We start from the raw sequence: 18,010 nt of genomic DNA on the forward strand, positions 1-18,010 counted from the left end.
AGGCAAGGGCGTGAAGTTCCTGCGCGGCGGGCCGTGCTGTGTTCTTCAGCGCGGCGCCTATGAGATGGACGTGCCGTCCGGCACCCTGCTTGAAATCCGTAATTATCCCCGCGCGGCACTCGACTTTCTGGCCCGGTGCCTCGAAGGTCACGGTTCATGGACCGTGGCGCGGGGCTAGAACAGCCCCAGCTGCACGGCTGGCGCGGCCGCGACCGGGGATACCGGCGCCACGCCGTGCTTCGCCATCAGGCGGCCCAGTTCCGCCTTCTCGCGCGCATTCTGATCTTCCCCGGCACGGCTGGGCCCATGCCTCGACCAGAAGGTTCTCACGGACACGCTGGCCGATTTCCCGCTCCACGTCCGACCAGACAAAGCCGGGATCTCCCCAGCAGGGATGTCGCGCGATCTGTCAAGGAAATCCCGTCGTGTCGCGGCGCTGTCGAACCATGTCTGAGCGAAGCCGTGCCGGTCATAATGAGCAATGAAGCCGAACATATTGCTCAGACGCTTGTACAGGGACGCCGTGAATTTCCCGGCAGGCATTCCCTCGGCGATGAACCGCAGCATGGCGTTACCCAGCTTCGCTTTTTCCTCGACCGTCGCCCATCTGGTCGGTTTCAGGAAAGCCGGATCGAGCGGCGGCGTGCGGATCCGCTCGCACAGGATCGGCACACCACTCATGCGACCGGGCTCCGGTTCCGATACCTGTTATGGAAACGGCTTACGTCCGGCAGATCCGGATATGTGCCGGGACCATTCCCTTCCAGTACCATCTGTTCGAGCAACCTCACGCTGAGATGTGTCCTGCGCCCGTCCCGAAGACTGCGCATCACCGCAAGGTCTGATCGTCCGCTGATGTAACGGTCTTCCCACAGACCCGTCTGGGGATGGCGCGCGGCCGCAGCCTGTGTGCCATTCAGGAATGCCTCCACGATCCAGCGTGAAGCGCGCTCCGGCCGGCCACGCTGGGGAGCCGGCAAATAGAAAATGGCGCCGACGGGCACGGTTCCCACCCGGAGAGGATTGTCGCTTCCCTGGAACGGGGACGTGTAATACTGCCGGTTCATGCCGCTTCTCCTTTTGTCTCAGAGCCTTTGTTCGCGCCGGACGCAGGACCGTTCAGGGCAAGCGTCTCGGCAGCGTCGCTCTCCACGGTCACGATCCATTTGTCCGTTCCGAGCGCACCGCTGCGATATGCGGTATCGAACCCGCGTGGTTTGCGGTCGCCCCGGCGGATATGCACGCCGATGGAGAACGACCGCCCGGGATGGTCAGTGGCGATCCTGTCGCCATAAAGCGTCACCGCCTTCGCGAGATCTGCCAGCGTACGGGCTTCGGTCATTCCCCGGTTTCCGAGGTGATTCATGGGCAGAGCGACCAGCACTTTGCCGGTGCCGGAAAGCCTGCGCACGGCAGGGGTCGCAATCAGAGCAAAGACAGGCATGACAGACTCCATCTGTAAAACACCCGTTTCGGGCATGTATTTTTCGGAAACACTCAGGCCGCGTCCGCCATGTCCCCGATGGGCTGGCGGCGTGTCGATGTGTTGAAAATGTATTCGGCAGCGGCCGACGCGGCGCTCGCAGCTGTGAAAATCGCCCGCTTGTCCGCTTTCAGAAGATCAAGCCAGCTTCCAATGTAATCCGAGTGACGGACGGTCGGCTCGATCTGCAGTTCCGCACACACGAACGCTGACACCATCTCGGCGACCAGTTCCTCGGCGGCATAGGCGCGGTCTCCGAACCGTTTTCCGAATGTGCGGGCCAGCCGTTTTTTCGATCCCGTCCAGTGCCCTATTTCGTGAAACACCGTGCGATACCAGTCAATTTGTGCGAAATAGGATTGCTGTGGCGGAACGCGGATATAGTCCGGATCAGGCACATAAAACGCCTTATCGCCCCCTACCCGGATGTCCGCCCCGGTGTCGCGCATCAGCGCTTCAGCCTGCGGCACAATCTCGCGCTCGGGCAACGGTGTGGGCGCATCCCCCATGCCTTCCGGCAGGTTCTCGCACTGGTCCACATTGAACACCGTAAAGCGCTTCAGGAACGGAATCGTCCGGGGATCGTCGGATCCTGCTTCCGACTTCGGCGTGAAGCGGTCGGCATAGAAAACCGTCGTTCCATGCTCGTCTTTTCTGACATTCCCGCCCTCGGCCAGCGCCTGCCGGAATGTCAGCCATTTCTGCGTGGAGAACCCCTGCATTTCAACTGCCCCCCACAACATCAGGATGTTGATTCCGGAATAGGCGCGGCCCGTCGAAGCATTACGGGGCAGGGCTACACCGCATTTCGAGCGGCTCCACGGGCACACCCACGGCACGCTGCCATTCTCAAGCTCGCGGATGATCCGGTCTGTTACGGTCTGATGGATGTCAGTGCGTTCGGTTCTGGCCATGATCTGTCTCCCGAAAATGCAAAGGCCGCCCCGAAGGACGGCCATTCTCTGCTACGGATGGGCGGACGGGTTTCATCCGAGATCGAGCACCCCGGTCGTGGGATCCAGGAACAGGTCCGGAAGCACGAGAGCGACGACCAGGGCGAGCGTCCAGAGGAGCACGAGCCCGAGAAACCTGATGATTTCCACGGCGGGATGGGGTTGAGGTGGAGAGACGGTGCGGTCCTGAGCCATTGTCCAGATCCTTTTTTCTGGCGTTTCTGACCCTTTCCGGCGACCGCTGGTCAGACTGACGGGCAAGGGCGCCGCGCAGCGGCGGGATCGGCCAGGCCCGCAGCGAAGCGAGGACACATGCCGACCCACCCCTTGCGCGGCAGGCTGAACTGTGGTGCCGATCCTCTTTTCCGTTTCCTTCCCTTCCTTTCTTAGATTTTCCTCTTCTTTTCTTACCGCGAAGGCCCCTTCCCTTTCGTGCCTGACGGGCTGGCACGGGGCTTTTTTGCTGGTGCGAGGAAGGGACATCGGATCTGTGTCGGGGACACGTCGATCCAGAAGCGACCGCGCGCGGTCGCCTCAGGCGCCTTGCGGATAGTCCCGGCAGACAGGAATTCCGCGCCATCATCCCCGCCAAAAGACGCACGTTTCACGTCGTACCAGTCCTCGGGAGAGGCTTGCGGATCCGCCTCTCTGGCGTAGGCGACAAGGTTCACCTCACCGTTGTCGCCAGGGCTCGGATAACCATTCGACATCAGATAGATCCCCTGGTCGCCCACCAGCATGAGACCAGCAGGGATCTTCGTCCGGTCAATGTCCTCGCTTGTCGGACGTCGCGTCTTCACCCCGGGACGGAGGCAGGCGGGGAGATAGAGCTGATCGACGATCGCCGTACGGAATGCCTCATGATCGCAGCACACATCTCAGGGTGCACCGGACGGCAGCCTCACTGCGAAAAAAGAGTCAGCGCCCCGCAGGATCGGACGCCGATGCGGCGGAGTGAAGTCGAAGCTTCATACCGTCCGTCATGGTGTGGGACGTTCCATTGCCGGATATGGACAGCGCTACAGGGGCGCGCCCCTCTTCGGGAAACCAAGGGACTGGCGTCGTATCGCAACGCGTTATGAGCGCTGCGCCCATACGTTCTTCTCAGCCATCTGCCTCGCGGCGACCGTTATCTTCTGGATGCCGTAAAGAATCCCGAGCGTGGACATACTTCGTAATGAGTTGGTTTCTTTTCGTTTTGTTTTCGAACTGCTACCAGCCCCCAAGATGATAATAATTATCATGATCATTTGTGAAGGGATCGTCGAGGTGACACTACGCAGTGTGACACATTACGGAGTTACCGCTCTTCTTGCCTCGACATTTCTTGTCGCGACCGACTCACTGCCGGCGTACGCGACAGAACCGCAGAATGAGACTTCGGCTCATAAAAAAGCTGCGGCTCATCAGAACACAGCAAAGAAGCGTGCAGAACATGCTCAAAGCAAGGACCTGAATACTTTCAGTAAAAACAAAGAGAATACGACGGAAAACATCATCGTCCGATCGCACAGGTGGGAGAAGGGAAGTTATACTGCACCGGAAACGAGCGCCTCAACCGGACTGCCGTTGAGCCTGCGAGAAACTCCACAGACAGTTACAGTCGTGACACGACAGATCATGGATGACCAGCAGATCAACAGTCTCGACGATATCCTGAACACAACGCCGGGCGTCACGTCCTACGCGAACGACAATGCAGGCAGAACCACTTACAGGGCTCGCGGATTTAATATAACGAACTATAAAATTGATGGCATGCAGATCGACGCGTCCACGAGTTTCGGCGGTGTAGGTTCTTCAATGAATATGGATCTTTACGATAATGCCCAGATCGTGAGAGGCGCGAACGGCCTTCTGGGCGGGACGGGGGATCCGTCTGCAACTATCTACCTGCAGCGCAAAGCCCCGCAGAAGGAATTTTCCGCCAATGGTCTTCTGCGGCTGGGTAACTGGAACGAACACCGCGTTATGGCGGATGTGAACACGCCCCTTAATCATTCAGGCACAATCCGAAGCCGTTATGTTTTTACGTGGGATGATACTGACACGTTTCGGGTCCGTGAGCATGTGAATCGCGTTGGTGCGCTTGCGAGTTTCGCCGCAGATCTGTCTTCGAGAGACACAGTGAATTTCGGCTTTCAGTATGAAAGAACCCGAAACGACGGGGCATCCTGGGGTACTAACGTGCCGATCTGGTATGCGGACGGCACCAGAACGCATCTCCCGCGCGGTACCAATCCCGTAGCGGACTGGAGCCAGGCCACACGCGGTCAATATACGGCATTCATCAATTACGACCATGACTTCTCGGCAGGGTGGCACCTCAAGGTCGGCTATATGCGAACACAGGGAAGTTCCTACAACGATCTTGGTGTCGCAAAAATCAATAACGCAGCAAAGAACGTTGGTGGATACGCTGGTTTCTGGAACCAGGACGGGACCGGAGCCTATCTGAATGCGCTGCATGCGGAATATGCCGATGCCCGTGACAATGCCGATGTCCATATTTCCGGACCTCTGCACGCCTTTGGACGTGAGCATCAACTCGTATTCGGCTTCAATGGCTATAATGATGTGCTGACCCAATATACGTTCAGCAAGGCACTCGGTAACTGCGATATAGCAGGCGTGACTCCCTATAACGCCTGTCAGTATCGTGCAGCCGGTCTTCCTATCGACAATTGGCAAACCTGGGATGGTTCCTACCCGCACTTCGCGACCCATCGAACTCATGCGCGCGAAGTCGATGTCACACGTAACTACGGCGCGTATGCATCAGGGCGCTTCATTCTTGTGAAAGGACTTTCGCTCATTCTTGGGGGGCGCATAAGCACCTACGAAGCCTATAGCGGTACTTACGATACCCAAAATCGGTATTCGGGTGCCACAGGCACGGGCCGTCAGAATGCTGTCCTGACCCCTTATGCGGGCATGGTATATGATTTCACATCGACGATGTCAGTCTATGGAAGTTACACGAATATCTATACACCGCAGTCGAGCCTGCGAGATGCTGACAACCGGCCACTCGATCCTGTGATGGGAAAAAGCTACGAGACAGGTCTGAAAGGAACATTTTTCAGACAGCGCCTCAATGCGTCTCTTGCATTCTATCTGAACAGACAAAGCAATGTCGCCGAAGCCACGGGGGAAACCAATCCGACGACCGGCGAGTCGATCTATCGGTCAATCAACGGAGTGAAGACAGAAGGCATAGATCTGGACGCCTCGGGTGAACTACTACCGGGCTGGAACGTGTTTTTCGGATACAGCTATCTTCATGAAAAAGGTCTGAGTTATCGTCAGGATCCCCATCATCTCGTTCGTCTGACCACAAGCTATACCTTCCCCGGCATGCTGCGACACCTGACGGTGGGAGGCGGGATATCAGGCCAGACGAACACCGAATGGACCAGCAGCCCGGGACGTCCTTTGGGAAATGGAAAGTATGATACATCCAACCTTCGTGTCGGTGGGTACACGCTGATCAATCTCATGGCACGATATCGTGCGACGAAATGGCTTGATATCGCCGGAAACATCACGAATCTTACAAACAAGACCTATGTCCGTCAGGCCGGATTTTATGATGGTATGATCTTTGGTGAGCCCCGGACATTCAATTTTACAATTCGCGGTCATTACTGACCAAAAACGGCATGCCCCGCATAGGCCGCTCCATCCGGAACTTTGTGTCCTGCGGCATGTCGTCAGTTAAGCCCGATGATAGCGGAGACGAGTTGCATGGCCGCGATAAAGGTTGACTTCAGCTTGTCGTAGCGTGTCGCTACGCCTCCGAACTGCTTTAGTCTGACGGAGAGGCGTTCAATGATGTTTCTGTTTTTGTAGAGCTGGGAGCTGATTTTCCGTGGATTGCGACGGCTTCTTCTTGAGGGAATGGCTACTGTAATCTGCCGCTCTTTGAGTTTTTTGATGAATGGATCGGCATCATCGGCCTTATCGGCGATAAAGGCTTTGGGCTCGACTTCATCCAGCAGCGGTTCTGCTTCAGTGATATCCGCTCTTTGCCCAGGCGTCAGGGAAAGAATCGCTGCTTTTCCTGACGCGTCGACAACAGCGTGGATTTTCGTGGTCAGTCCGCGACGGGACCGTCCGATGGCCTGATCTGTGCCCCTTTTTTTACGGGTGCCCGCGCTGTGTTGGTGGGCCCGGCCAATTGTGCTGTTGATCATCATGTATTCGTTGTCGTGATCAGAGGCCAGATGCCGGAAAATCCGCTCGATCACACCGCTTTCGCACCAGCGACGCAGCCGCCGGTGCACGTTCTTCCAGTCCCCGAACCGGGCGGGCAGGTCACGCCAGGGAATGCCTGCGCGATAACGATACAGCACGGCTTCAACAAACAGGTGGTTATCGGCGGCCGTGCCACAGACATGACCTTCGCGGACCGGGAGAAGATCCTTTATCCGCTCCCACTAACCATCGCTCAGACCACACCGACGCATCTATATATCTCCCCGAAAAACAGGGAGAAAACATCGCAGATCAAACGGGAGTACAAGTCTCATGGCGCCGGGTACTGACTGACGACACGCCCTGGCGCAAGAGTTCCTGCAACATACTGAAAACCGTGCGGAGTATCAGAGGTATAAACAGCGCAGCCGTAGCGTTCAAAAAGAAAACAAGCGAAGAAAAGACGGTCCGATCACGTTTACGGGAGAGGGGCGCCCGGCAGTTTTCCAAAGGGATTGACCACCACGAGTCCAGGCAACTGAAAATGCCGCACATTCCGGGTCAGGACGGTCAGGCCATGAACGCGGGCCGTCGCGGCAATCGTCAGGTCGCCCATTTGTGGATCATGTCCACGCGCCCGGACCTGATCGGTCAGTATTCCCAGCGCCTGCGACACAGGCAGATCGACCGGCAATATCCGCCGTGCGTAGAGATGCACGAGCGTCGCCAGCCATTCCCCCAGCCGTCCGGCTTTCGCCTCATGCCCTGCGCGTTTCACCTTCTCGATCCCGGCGATGATCTCCGCAACGGTGATGACGCTGAGAAACAGACGATCGCTGTTCGCATCCATCCAGTGGCGCAGTTCGGGGCTGGCGACCTTTTTCGACGGGGCAGACTCTGAAATGACGTTCGTATCGAGCAGATACACGTCAGAACGCCACGTCCCGTAGCCCCTCGCCGCCCCGTTCCGTCTCGATCTCGTCGGGTAGGGACATCAGCAGCCGCCCGAACGAGGGCACGGCGCTCAACCGGCGATATTCCTCATAGGACAACACGACCGCCGTGGGCTTGCCGTGGCGCGTAATGATCGACGGCTCCCCCTGCGTGGCGTGATCGATCACCGCCGACAGATTGGCCTTGGCATCCCTGATCTGGATTTCCTGCATCGAAGCCTCCCGTGACTACAGTGGTCACATTAGCACGATCATATCCCCATCGCCAGCAAAACCATTGCATCGGGACGCATGGTGCCAGCGGAAGGCGCACTTTTCCGCCATTTCTGAAAGATAGCGGCACGTTGCCCTCTTTTCCGTAGTGCCGCTGAAAACCTCCCAAACCCATGTGCAGACAAAGAAAAATCCGGCCCGCGACCTCAGGAGTGCCGGATGCCTTTATCTTGCGCCCTTAATTCCTTCCCCATCCCGGCCTCTCACCGTTTTATTCCTATGGCAAAAAAGCTTGCTCTCCCGTCATCATATCTATATATGAATAGCTGTTCATTTATTTGGAGAGAAGATGCTGACACCAGATCATGCCACCGAACTCGGAGAAATGTTTCGCCTGCTTGGCGATCCGAACCGGCTGCGGATTGTCGCATCCTGTCTTTCCCGGCCCATGAGCGTCGGAGACATTGCGGAAACACTGGATCTCAGCCCCTCGCTGACTTCGCATCATCTCCGTCTGCTTCGCAGCGCGCGCCTGCTCAAGGGAACGCGGCGCGGCAAGCAGGTGTTCTATGACCTGCCGGACTGCCATGTCCGGCAGATGCTGACCAACATGATCGAACACGTCACCGAACCGCATGACGTGGATGAAGCCATCACCGAAGGAGAAGACTCATGAGCGTAACCATTGAATCCGTAAAATGTGCCTGCCCTGACTGCGTGTGTGTTGTCAGCGTCAGTAAGGGCGTCAAGAAAGATGGCCGCATCTATTGTGACGACGCCTGCGCGACGCATCACAAAGATGGAGCCGGATGCCATCACGCCGGATGCGCCTGTCACGGCTGATTTTAGCTGGTCCTGCTGGCCTTCGGGCTGGCAGGAACACATTATGTCAATCGTAATCGACCCGCCTTCCCCAACCTATTTTGTGCCCGGTCAAGGCGACGCTCTGCGCCGCGATGCGATCAAAGAACCCTGCGTCGCATCGCCGGGTGTGCGCGAACGCACAATGGCATATAGGGGCCGCCCGCCGATCACGACGAAGTCATCCGTACGCTGAGGCGTCTTCCTGAATTTGGCGTCAATTTCATCGACACGGCGGACGCCTACGGGCCGGATGTGTCGGAAGGGCCGATTAAAGAGGTGGTGCATCCTTATCCGATGAAGATTTCGCGGCATTGGATGCACAAGGACCAAAGGCGTTTCAGTCAACGCCGCAATGAAGGGCCCGAGGCAGCCTTCAGTTTTTTGCTGGTCGAAGGATTGCAGCGATCTGTTGTGCCTGACGGGGCCGGCGGATCCGTCGCAACCTGTTCATCCGGGGGCGACCGTGGTGCTGATCGGGGATCTGATACCGAGAGGCAGGCAGATCATGAAGCGCGCCTGGCCATCATAAGACTTAATGCAACCGTTTTATCAGATGGAGCCATCTGCGACCTGCGGGTCTTCGATCGGGTTTTAACGGCGCCGACAGAACAGGCCGGACGGTCAGAACTCCATGCTGTCTGCAACGCTTTGCAGATAGGCTTCCCAGTCACCACCAGTTTCCTCTGTCAGCTGCTTCGCTGTTTTGATCCAGTCCGGCGTCAGAATCAGTCCTGGATTGACATAGTTGACGCGGATGTTGTCTTTGATGACTTCAGTAGACAGAGTCTTGGAAAACATCATCAGCGCGGCCTTGGTGACATTGTAGATCGGTTCGTACCAGAGCGGCTGCGCAGCACAGATCGACGCATTATGCAGGATCACTCCGCCGCCCCGTGATTTCATGCCGGGAACCAGACCGCGTGCGAGACGCACCGCTGCCATCACATGAAGATCCCAGTAAAACTGCCATTTGGAATCATCCGCTTCCATAATGGTCTCGTTCGATCCGGTTCCCGCATTGTTGATCAGAATATCCGCGCCGCCGAACTCCCTGGTGGTCATTTCGAGAACCGCATCCACTCCGCCGGATGTCGCGATATCGGCCGCTGCTCCGACTGCACGGATCCCGAATTCCGATGAAAGAGCCTGAGCTGCTTCATTCAGCCGCTCTGCCTGCCGTGCGACAAGCACGAGATCCGCTCCTTCTGCCGCCAGCCCTCTCGCAACCGCCAGCCCGATCCCCGCACTCGCGCCGGTGACGACAGCAACTTTATCCGTCAGTCCGAAATCCGTTGTCTTTTCCTCATGATTGCAGGCCTGCTTCAGACAGTGCGCGGAGACAGTATATCCTCCGGTTTTTCTGTTCCTTTCCTGAGCATGCTTACTGAAACGAAAAAGCACCGGATGGGGTTGCGTCTTCTTCCAGGATCCTTTCAAGGCTGCACTCTTTACTATTCCGATATCAGAATGAAGTGCAGAGAGCGCCATGACGGCGCTCTCTGGATATGCGTTCCCGATACGCTTCATCGGATCGCGATGAACTCGACATGCGATCTCAGGAACTCATCCGGCGTCTGCGGCGGTGAAAGCGGGTTCTCCTCCTCGTCGTCAGGATCACCCTCCCCTTCCTCTTCTGCCGCGCGCCGCGAAGGCCCGACCTCATCATCGTCCTGAGCAATCTCCTGCTCAGGTTCGGCCGTCTCCGCAACAGCCATCGCACCGCCATCCGTGACTGCGTCGTCGCCGTGCTCCGTTTCGTCTTCATCGGCGTCCTCCAGATCGTCGTCGCTGGCTTCGGGTGGCGGTGGACTGAGGGCTTCCTGAAACGAGGCGTTCAGCTTCGCGACATCGAGCCCGAACCGGGCCTCGGGATGGACCCAGATCCCCTGCCCCGCCCGGTCCATCAGCGCCTTGCGCATCTCCTTGCCCGTGTTGCGCGGCAGAATGCCCTCGGCCTGAACCACCTTCGTGATGCCCGGCTTGCTGAGCGTCTTGAGGAAGTCCTCATCGGCCATGGTGGGGAGCCGGGCGTCGGCATTGACGATATGGCCGACCAGCACGCTCCATTCGCCGCTGTTCGTGCTATTTTTCTCGCAGGAGAGCACGGCTTTCAGCACGCGGATCGCCGCTCCGCGCAACAGGGTCTCGTCCAGCGCCAGTTCCCCGTCCTGAAACAGTCCGGCAGCCGCTACCAGCCTCTGCGAGGGCCGGCGCTGCGGATACCACGCGCCCGCATCTCCTTCGACCCGGACGTTCTGCGCGTTGAAGGCCGCGATCATCAGCCCGACCAGCGTCCACGGATCGACGCTCTCCTGCATCCCGTCCAGCGTCGCGTGCAGGGCCTGTGTCCGGAAGCTTCCGATCATGTCATGTCCGCGCCCGGAAATGTCCGCCCGTTCCTTCGGCACGTCGGGCAGCGCGTCAATCACGGCGGACGGTGTGATCCGGTTCGCGGCCGCGCTGCCGGCGAGAATGCACCAGCCACTTTCGACCTTCAGCCTGTGATTGAGCCAGAAGCACTTGGTCGCCCCTTCCCGCTCCCAGTAAATCCGGGCGCTTCCATCCTCGAACAGGGGCTCGCCATCCTCGTCGCTCTGCACGATCACCGCGTCTTCGGGTGTGCTCTGGCTCAGCCACTGGCGCTGCGCCTTCTCATAGGCGATCCCGTCCTCGGTGTAGCGCCCGTCCTTGCCGGCCTCACCGAACAGATCCTCCTGCCAGACGATCCTGCAGCTTTTCGCGATGGCATCGTCAAAGGACGCATCGGCCGCGTAAAAACGATCCTGTCGCAGCGCCGAGGCAATCCGGCTCCAGTCGGGCTCGGCCGCTCCCGGCTGCCACGATCCGTCCGGCAGCCGCACCCGGTCTCCCTCGCAGGCCTCGACGTCTTCCGGGGGCTCCGTGCCGACCGGAAACCCGAAATAGCGCCAGACCTGTTCCTGCAGGCCTTTCGAGGCCAGCGCGATACTGGCCAGCTCACGGCTCTCCGGTCCTTTTCCGGCCTCGATCCAGGCGAGAATGTCCGGCAGGACCGATGACAGCCGGCTGATCTGTTTCAGCTGCACCGGCGTCAGCATCAGCGCCTTGCAGATCGCGGTGTCGTTCCACTGCTTTTCCGCCCGGAGCGAGGAGATGACCCGCCACTGTTCCACCTGTGTCATTGGCTGGCGGATCATGTTTTCCGACGCCGCGCGCATCCGGTCCAGTTCCTCGTCATCGCCCGCCACGACCACCTGAATCGTCTTCAGCCCGGCCTTCACGGCGGCGCGACGTCGCCGATGGCCGGCAACGATCATCAGGCCATCCGGGGTTTCCCGGACCAGAGGCGGATGGATAATCCCGACCGCCTTGACGTTCAGCGCCAGCTGCCGGTCTTCCGTCTCGTTCGGGGCTGCGGTGCGGGGATTTTCGGGATTGTCGAGCAGCGTCTTCGGATCGACTTCGCGCAGTTCCATGGTTTGCACTCCTGTTTTCAGGACTCTTTCCTGATGCTTTTCCGGCAGGCAGCGCCGGACAGGCGGGGCACGGGCGCCGCGCAGCGGCGGGATCGGCATGGCCCGCAGCGAAGCGAGGACACATGCCGACCCACCCCTTGCGGCGGCTGGCCGGAGATGGCAGCCGCTCTCAGGCTGCCGTCTCTTCCTTTTCCTTGTCCTGACCGTCATCATTCGCCGCCTCCTCTTCGGTCGAGGTGGCGGCGAGATCGTCTTCCAGAGCTTTCAGTTCGGCGCGCTTTTCATCGAGCATCGGCTGTTCGGCAAAGGGCAGACCCAGCCGGGACTGGTAGGACGGCAGGCGACGCTCCGCTTCCTCCCGCGTCCTGATGGCGTCGCGCAGCGCATCATCAAGCCGCAGCAGCGCGTGCTCGATGCGCGAAACCAGCCCGGGACCTTTCGTGTCTTCTTCGATCGTGATGGTGATGCGGCCCGACCGCGCTTCGAGGAACAGCGTCACATCGACGGTGCGCTTGTCGGAGCGCCGGATCCAGCTCGGTTCGGCCTCGCATACGACAGCGAAGCCCCCGATCTGTCCGAGGGTCCACCTCCCTTCCTCGCCATTCTTCGCCGCCATCCGCACCTGGGACAGGAGCCACGATCCGGCCTTCTCGCGCTCCGTCACATTGCCTTTCTCACGACACAGCGCGAAGACCTCGCCTCTGGTGGGCTGGCGGACAGCAAGATCCGCCTCGATCAGCGGGATCAGACGGTCGGCACCGGCAATCTCGCGCTCAGCCCGTTCAATGGCGCGCTTCACCGCAAACTGATCATCGTAATGAGCAGCCGCCAGCCGCTCCAGCCGCGCCAGATCGGCTTCCAGCCCGGCTTTCTGCATCAGGCGCGCATCGCCCGAGGCCAGAGCCTTGGCCATGGCGAACTGGTTGCCCCCTTCCCCGCCAATGTCCTCGATCCGGCGGATGGACCGGTTGCCCGACATGGCGAGGCCGATGAAACGCTGCTTGCGCTCCAGAAGCTGCCAGTTTGTCGCATCAACGGACCCCTGCTGGGCATAGGCGTACAGCTCGATTTCCTCGTGCTGATTGCCCTGCCGCTCGATCCGGCCCTCGCGCTGGATGATGTCCGAGACCAGCCACGGCACATCGAGATGATGCAGGGCTTTCAGCCGCTGCTGGGCATTGACGCCCGTGCCCATGGTCGCGGTCGAGCCGATCAGGATCCGCTTGCGTCCCGCATTGAGGTCGCCGAACAGCTTCTGCTTCGCAGCGCTCTTTTTGTAGTGCTGCATGAACGCGATTTCCGCGCGCGGCACGCCCATGCGGATCAGCTCGTCACGGATCCAGGTGTAGGCCGAGAAACCCCGCGTCTCCATCGCGCTCTCGGTGCCGAGGTCGGAGAAGATCATCTGCACCGCGCCCGGCAGATCATAGGGCCGGCCGGTCTCCGGATCGGTGTAGCGGTTGTCCGTCGTTTCCTGCCAGATCCGGAACACGTTCCCGATCATCAGGTTCAGCTTCGAGCTGTCATCATTGGCGGCCAGCGGCGCCACGAACCGCAGATCGATCGACGCATGACGGGCGTCGGTGATGACGGACAGAAGGATGTCATCGCCCTTCTGTGGCCGGCCCTCACGCGCCTCGATGGCGTCGATCCGCGCCGCGAGCGTCTTCTGATACGCCCGGAAGTTGTCGTTCGTCGGGGCGACGATGATCTCGCGCCGGCCTCCCCGGATCGCCGGCAGTTTCACATACTGGCGCAGGTCATCCTGCTGAACGACATCAGCGAAGTCGCGATACATCGCCATCAGATCGGCGACATTCACAAACTCTGTGAACCGTGTGACCGGCTTGTAAAGGCCGCTCGGCTGCAGCTCCAGTTCGGTGCGGGTTTCGCCGAAATTCGCCGCCCAGGCATCGAACTCATGCAGGAAGCGCTTCTGCAGGGCTTCGAGATCCATATAGCGGCTGACCGTCCACATCTCGGCCAGTGTGTTCGTGATCGGCGAACCGGACGCCATGATCAGCGGCCGTTCCGGATTCTTCGCTGCCAGATAGCGGGTTTTCACGAACAGATCCCACGCCCGCTGTGAGCCGTTCGGATCGACGCCTTTCAGGTCGGACTGGTTGGTGGCGAAGCTCAGCTTGCGGAACTGCTGTGCCTCATCGACAAGAATCTGATCGATGCCGATTTCGCCCAGATGCAGAAGGTCGTCCTTGTGGCCGGAGAGGCCTTCCAGCTTCGCCTGCATCTTCTCCTTCATGCTCTCGATCCGCTTGCGCGAGAGCCGGTCATCCGCATCGACGCTTTCCAGCACTTCCTCGAAGGAGGCGATCTGCTCCTCGATCATCCGGCGCTCGAAATCCCCCTCCACCGGAATGAATTTGAACGCATCATGCGTGATGATGATCGCGTCCCAGTTGCCGGTCGCGGCCCGGGCGAGGAAACGCTGCCGCTTCGCCTTCACGAAGTTGGTCTCATCGGCGACAAGGGTCCGCGCCGTCGGGTAGAGCATCAGGAACTCGCGGGCCATCTGCGCAAGACAGTGACCGGGCACGGCGATCATCGCCTTGCTGATCAGGCCGAGACGCTTCTGCTCCATGACGGCGGCGACCATCGAGAACGTCTTTCCCGAGCCGACGGCGTGGGCGATATACGTGCCGCCAGCCGCGATGATCCGCCAGATCACCCGCTTCTGGTGGCTGCGCAGGCTGATCGTGGTGCTGGCGCCGGGCAGGCGGAGATGGGAGCCGTCGAACTCCCGCGCCACGAGGTTGTTGTAGGTATCGTTATACAGCCGGACCAGCCGCTCCGCCCGCTCGCCGTCCTGCCAGACCCATGTCTCGAAAGCACGCCTGATCGCCGCGAGTTTTTCCTTTGCGGCTTCCGTTTCCTTCGTGTTGAGCTCGCGGTGCTCATTGCCGTCACCGTCGCGCCAGACGTCCCAGATCTTCGGTGACGCCTGGGTCAGCGCATCTTCCAGCAGCTCGCCCGCATGGCGGCGTTCCGTCCCCCAGACAGAGGTGGCCTCGGCCTTGCCCAGGAAGCCCCGCTTCTCCACCGTCCAGCACGCTACGGCGGCGGAATGATGGATGGTGGTTTCCACCCCCAGAACCTCGGCGGTAAAGGCGATGATGTCGCTGACCGGCAGCCAGGGGGCTCCGAGGCGCGCCGTGATTTCGGACGGGCGCAGATCGACCGGCTGCACGGCTTCCAGCGCCGTCACATTGCGGGCGTAGCGGGGGTCGGCCCGGGCCGCATCGCGGGCCTGCTCCAGTTTTGTGCGCACCGCGCCGGAGAGCATCTCATCCGACGTGACCCAGACATCGCGCCCGTCCGTGCTGCGCTCCGGGTCGAGATACACCGCCTCGCCAAGGGCTGCGACGACATCGCCTTCGGGCTGTCCCAGAAGCTCTGCGATGCGCGGCATCTCCACGCCGCCCGTTTCATGCAGACAGACCGCCAGGGCATCGTGCGCGGAATGGATCTCCGGCTCGACCGGGGCGTGGATCACCCGCTCCGAGAAGATCGGTCCCATCCGGCCCTTCTGTGTCGCCTCGTCATACTCCTCGATCGAGGAGACCAGCCAGACATCAGGGTCGTCGTAGAACGGCGTCAGGTTCGGCCGCCGCTGGGTCTCGTTCTCCACCCCGGTTTCCGGATCGACGCGGACGGTCACGTTCGTCAGGTTGATCGGACCGTACTGCCGTACAAAACTGAGATAAGCCCGCTTCAGCTCACCCTGCAGGCGGCCATAAGGCAGGTTTTCCATCTGTGCCCGCAGGACCGCCCGGGCGGCATCGCGGAGCGGCACGAGAGCGGAGATGATGCGGGCGTGCTTCTGGAAAATGCCCTCCTTCTGCTCGCCTTTTCTGATCGGGACCGTCACCGCCTGTCCGTCCGCAATCTGCTGCAGGACGCCCCTGGTGACGAAATACGAGCCTCCCTTCAGGAGGGCGCCGTCCGCTGCGGTGCCGACCAGAACGTCGGATCCTGCCGGCCTGACGATGCGCTGCTCCGCCGGGGCCGGGAACCGCACATCCTGCCCGATCCGGGCCAGAGCCTCGGGCAGCACGGCATCGGGGGCGAGCCCGTCCGCCGCCTCGCAGGTGTAATCCGGGCCGAACTGTGTCGTGGTCCAGCCATGACGGCCCGCCACCTGTTCCGGACGGTCGAGGAAATAGCGGCTGATCACCAGCGGTCCATTGCCCTGGTTGCTCCCGGGCACCTCGCCGGTTTCCAGCCAGTTCTCATCTCCGGGCAGATCGCCGATCCCGCGTTTGCGGAACACGAGCACATCAATGACCACATCGGTGCCGGCCTCGTTCCGCATCGCGCCGGCAGGCAGGCGCACCGCCCCCACGAGGTCAGCCATCTCCGCGATCGTGCGGCGGGCGGTGCTGTCGGTCTTGTCCAGCGTGTAGCGGGAGGTCACGAACATCGCGACGCCGCCCGGACGCAGCGCCTCGACGGAGCGGGCAATGAAATAGTCATGCAGGCTCAGTCCGAGGCGCGCCAGGCCTTCCGGTCCGCGCACGGTGCGATTGGAAAACGGCAGATTGCCAATGGCGAGATCGTATCCGGCCGCCAGCTTCGCCGTGGTGAAATCCTCGCTGCGGATCCACTGGTTCGGATAGAGTTTGCGCGCGATCCGCGCCGTGATCGAATCATTCTCGATTCCGGTGAAGGCGATCCGGCCTTCAAGGTTTTCCGGGCGGGCGGCAATGAAGAGGCCGCTTCCACAGCCCGGCTCCAGCACGGAACCGCCTCTGAAGCCCATGCGCAGCGCCGTATCCCACAGGGCACGCACGATCGTCTTGGGCGTGAAATGCGCATACTGCGTGGCGCGTTTGAGCCCTGCCCGCTCCGCGTCCGTAGTCGTGGCAAGCAGGCTCTCCCCGATCTCCTCCCATCCGGTCTTAAAGCCGTCCTGGTCGGGCGGAAACAGGTTATTGGCAAGGTCCCCTGCCCCGAAGCCGATAAACCGTGACAGCACGACCTGTTCAGCAGCCGTCGCGTTGCGGTCTTCCTCTTCGAGTTCTCTGAGCAGGGCGATGGCCAGCACGTTGTCGCGGGCGCGCTGCCGCCAGCCTTCTGCCAGGCCGCGTGTGCCGCAGAGACGGAAGTCGGTCTGAGGAATGGCGAGCGAGGCAACGGGTACGGACGAGGCGGGGACGGGAGATGTTCCCTCTTCTCCTTCGAGTTCGCCCCAGAAGAGATCGCTCTGCGGATCGCCGAGTGCGGTTGTGCCAAAAAGGCTGAGCTGGAGTGACATGACCGGGCTCCGTACAAACGCCGGCGCCCGGCCCTGCTCGCGCAGGCCGGGGGATTGCCGGGTTCAGGTTTTCAGGGTGTCAGGAAAGGCTTTTTCTCTTTCCTTCAGCCTTCATCGCGACCGGGTCGGATGGGGGGACGCAAGGGCGCCGCGCAGCGGCGGCACCGCATCCCGCGCACAGACGGCGAAGCCGGCGAGCACGGGGAGGAGCCACCCCTTGCGGCACGCCGGCCGACCCGGTGTGGAGATTTTAACTAGGCTCAGGATTATGTGCAGTAATTACTATAATAACTATGATATATATTTTATTATATCGTAAGTTTTAAGAGTAATTGAGATTTATCTTTCTAACGTATGAATAATTGTGGAGTGTTTTGTTTATTTTGTTGTTTAAATTATTTTCTCATTGTTTGTGGCAAGGTTGGCTTTTGCGTGCAAGGGACAATTATCCACAAGGACATCGTTAGAGAGTTATTTTAAGTTGTTAAAGAGTTATAGGGCTGAAAACGCAATATATATCAATTGGTTATCGTTGGTATTCGTGCTCGATGTTCCGAAGATGCGTGCGCGATGTTCTGTTTGGTTTTGTGCGTGATATACCGTTTGAGTGTGCTCGATGT

General features: G+C 60.0%; 17 protein-coding genes and 1 pseudogene. 6 read left to right on the forward strand and 12 right to left on the reverse strand.

The features are described 5' to 3' along the window. Positions 1-174: 174 nt before the first annotated feature. From GOB93_RS18050 to GOB93_RS18075, 6 genes are all read right to left on the reverse strand, one after another. A complete protein-coding gene (locus GOB93_RS18050; protein WP_242010896.1) occupies positions 175-681 on the reverse strand; it encodes a hypothetical protein in 507 nt (168 codons plus the stop codon). Beyond that, positions 678-1,067, reverse strand: coding sequence for a hypothetical protein (locus GOB93_RS18055; protein WP_173584849.1), 390 nt, complete (start codon positions 1,065-1,067; stop codon positions 678-680). The genes GOB93_RS18050 and GOB93_RS18055 overlap by 4 nt, the downstream gene beginning before the upstream one ends. Further along, the gene (locus GOB93_RS18060) at positions 1,064-1,444 is read right to left on the reverse strand and encodes a hypothetical protein (RefSeq protein WP_242010897.1); all 381 of its coding nucleotides are present in this window, start codon (positions 1,442-1,444) and stop codon (positions 1,064-1,066) included. The genes GOB93_RS18055 and GOB93_RS18060 overlap by 4 nt, the downstream gene beginning before the upstream one ends. Before the next feature lie 53 nt (positions 1,445-1,497). Next, a complete protein-coding gene (locus tag GOB93_RS18065; RefSeq protein WP_173584850.1) occupies positions 1,498-2,397 on the reverse strand; it encodes an ArdC family protein in 900 nt (299 codons plus the stop codon). 72 nt (positions 2,398-2,469) lie between these two features. After that, positions 2,470-2,631 carry a hypothetical protein gene (locus GOB93_RS18070; protein WP_173584851.1) on the reverse strand — a complete coding sequence of 54 codons (162 nt, stop codon included), beginning with the start codon at positions 2,629-2,631 and terminating at the stop codon, positions 2,470-2,472. Between the two features lie 212 nt (positions 2,632-2,843). Next, positions 2,844-3,311, reverse strand: a complete 468-nt coding sequence (locus GOB93_RS18075) for a DUF3085 domain-containing protein (RefSeq protein WP_173584852.1) — start codon at positions 3,309-3,311, stop codon at positions 2,844-2,846. A 79-nt stretch (positions 3,312-3,390) separates the two neighbouring features. Between GOB93_RS18075 and GOB93_RS22290 the strand changes: the two genes are divergently transcribed. Continuing rightward, positions 3,391-3,585, forward strand: coding sequence for a hypothetical protein (locus tag GOB93_RS22290; RefSeq protein ID WP_198912723.1), 195 nt, complete (start codon positions 3,391-3,393; stop codon positions 3,583-3,585). A 93-nt stretch (positions 3,586-3,678) separates the two neighbouring features. Next, complete coding sequence (locus tag GOB93_RS18085) at positions 3,679-6,087, forward strand: TonB-dependent siderophore receptor (protein WP_242010898.1); 2,409 nt, start codon at positions 3,679-3,681, stop codon at positions 6,085-6,087. A 62-nt stretch (positions 6,088-6,149) separates the two neighbouring features. On the opposite strand, the gene GOB93_RS18090 is transcribed toward GOB93_RS18085, so the two are convergent. From GOB93_RS18090 to GOB93_RS18100, 3 genes are all read right to left on the reverse strand, one after another. Continuing rightward, positions 6,150-6,866, reverse strand: coding sequence for an IS5 family transposase (locus tag GOB93_RS18090; RefSeq protein ID WP_173584871.1), 717 nt, complete (start codon positions 6,864-6,866; stop codon positions 6,150-6,152). 245 nt (positions 6,867-7,111) lie between these two features. Continuing rightward, a complete protein-coding gene (locus tag GOB93_RS18095) occupies positions 7,112-7,561 on the reverse strand; it encodes a PIN domain-containing protein (protein ID WP_173584853.1) in 450 nt (149 codons plus the stop codon). A 1-nt stretch (position 7,562) separates the two neighbouring features. Continuing rightward, positions 7,563-7,799, reverse strand: a complete 237-nt coding sequence (locus tag GOB93_RS18100) for a type II toxin-antitoxin system Phd/YefM family antitoxin (RefSeq protein ID WP_007398869.1) — start codon at positions 7,797-7,799, stop codon at positions 7,563-7,565. Positions 7,800-8,148: 349 nt separating this feature from the next. Here GOB93_RS18100 and GOB93_RS18105 point away from each other — a divergent pair, with 349 nt between their 5' ends. The 4 genes and pseudogenes from GOB93_RS18105 to GOB93_RS21715 form a co-directional block, all read left to right on the forward strand. Further along, positions 8,149-8,475, forward strand: a complete 327-nt coding sequence (locus tag GOB93_RS18105) for an ArsR/SmtB family transcription factor (RefSeq protein WP_173584854.1) — start codon at positions 8,149-8,151, stop codon at positions 8,473-8,475. Then, a complete protein-coding gene (locus GOB93_RS22295) occupies positions 8,472-8,642 on the forward strand; it encodes a metallothionein (RefSeq protein WP_173584855.1) in 171 nt (56 codons plus the stop codon). The genes GOB93_RS18105 and GOB93_RS22295 overlap by 4 nt, the downstream gene beginning before the upstream one ends. Before the next feature lie 43 nt (positions 8,643-8,685). Next, positions 8,686-8,856 (forward strand): hypothetical protein, encoded by a 171-nt coding sequence (locus tag GOB93_RS22300; protein ID WP_173584856.1) that lies wholly within the window; start codon positions 8,686-8,688, stop codon positions 8,854-8,856. Then, positions 8,817-8,954, forward strand: a pseudogene (locus tag GOB93_RS21715) (aldo/keto reductase); the annotation flags it as partial. The gene GOB93_RS22300 and the pseudogene GOB93_RS21715, both read left to right, overlap by 40 nt. Positions 8,955-9,284: 330 nt before the next feature. Here the strand turns inward: GOB93_RS21715 and GOB93_RS18120 are convergent. The 3 genes from GOB93_RS18120 to GOB93_RS18130 all read right to left on the reverse strand — a co-directional run bounded on the left by GOB93_RS18120 (position 9,285) and on the right by GOB93_RS18130 (position 17,390). Beyond that, positions 9,285-10,100, reverse strand: a complete 816-nt coding sequence (locus GOB93_RS18120) for an SDR family NAD(P)-dependent oxidoreductase (RefSeq protein WP_242010899.1) — start codon at positions 10,098-10,100, stop codon at positions 9,285-9,287. Positions 10,101-10,186: 86 nt separating this feature from the next. Beyond that, positions 10,187-12,118: a ParB/RepB/Spo0J family partition protein gene (locus GOB93_RS18125; RefSeq protein ID WP_173584858.1), complete on the reverse strand. Its 1,932-nt coding sequence runs from the start codon at positions 12,116-12,118 to the stop codon at positions 10,187-10,189. A gap of 169 nt (positions 12,119-12,287) precedes the next feature. Continuing rightward, the gene (locus GOB93_RS18130) at positions 12,288-17,390 is read right to left on the reverse strand and encodes a lactate dehydrogenase (protein ID WP_173584859.1); all 5,103 of its coding nucleotides are present in this window, start codon (positions 17,388-17,390) and stop codon (positions 12,288-12,290) included. Positions 17,391-18,010 lie beyond the last annotated feature (620 nt).

Source organism: Acetobacter musti (genome assembly GCF_011516835.1).
Lineage (GTDB): Bacteria > Pseudomonadota > Alphaproteobacteria > Acetobacterales > Acetobacteraceae > Acetobacter > Acetobacter musti.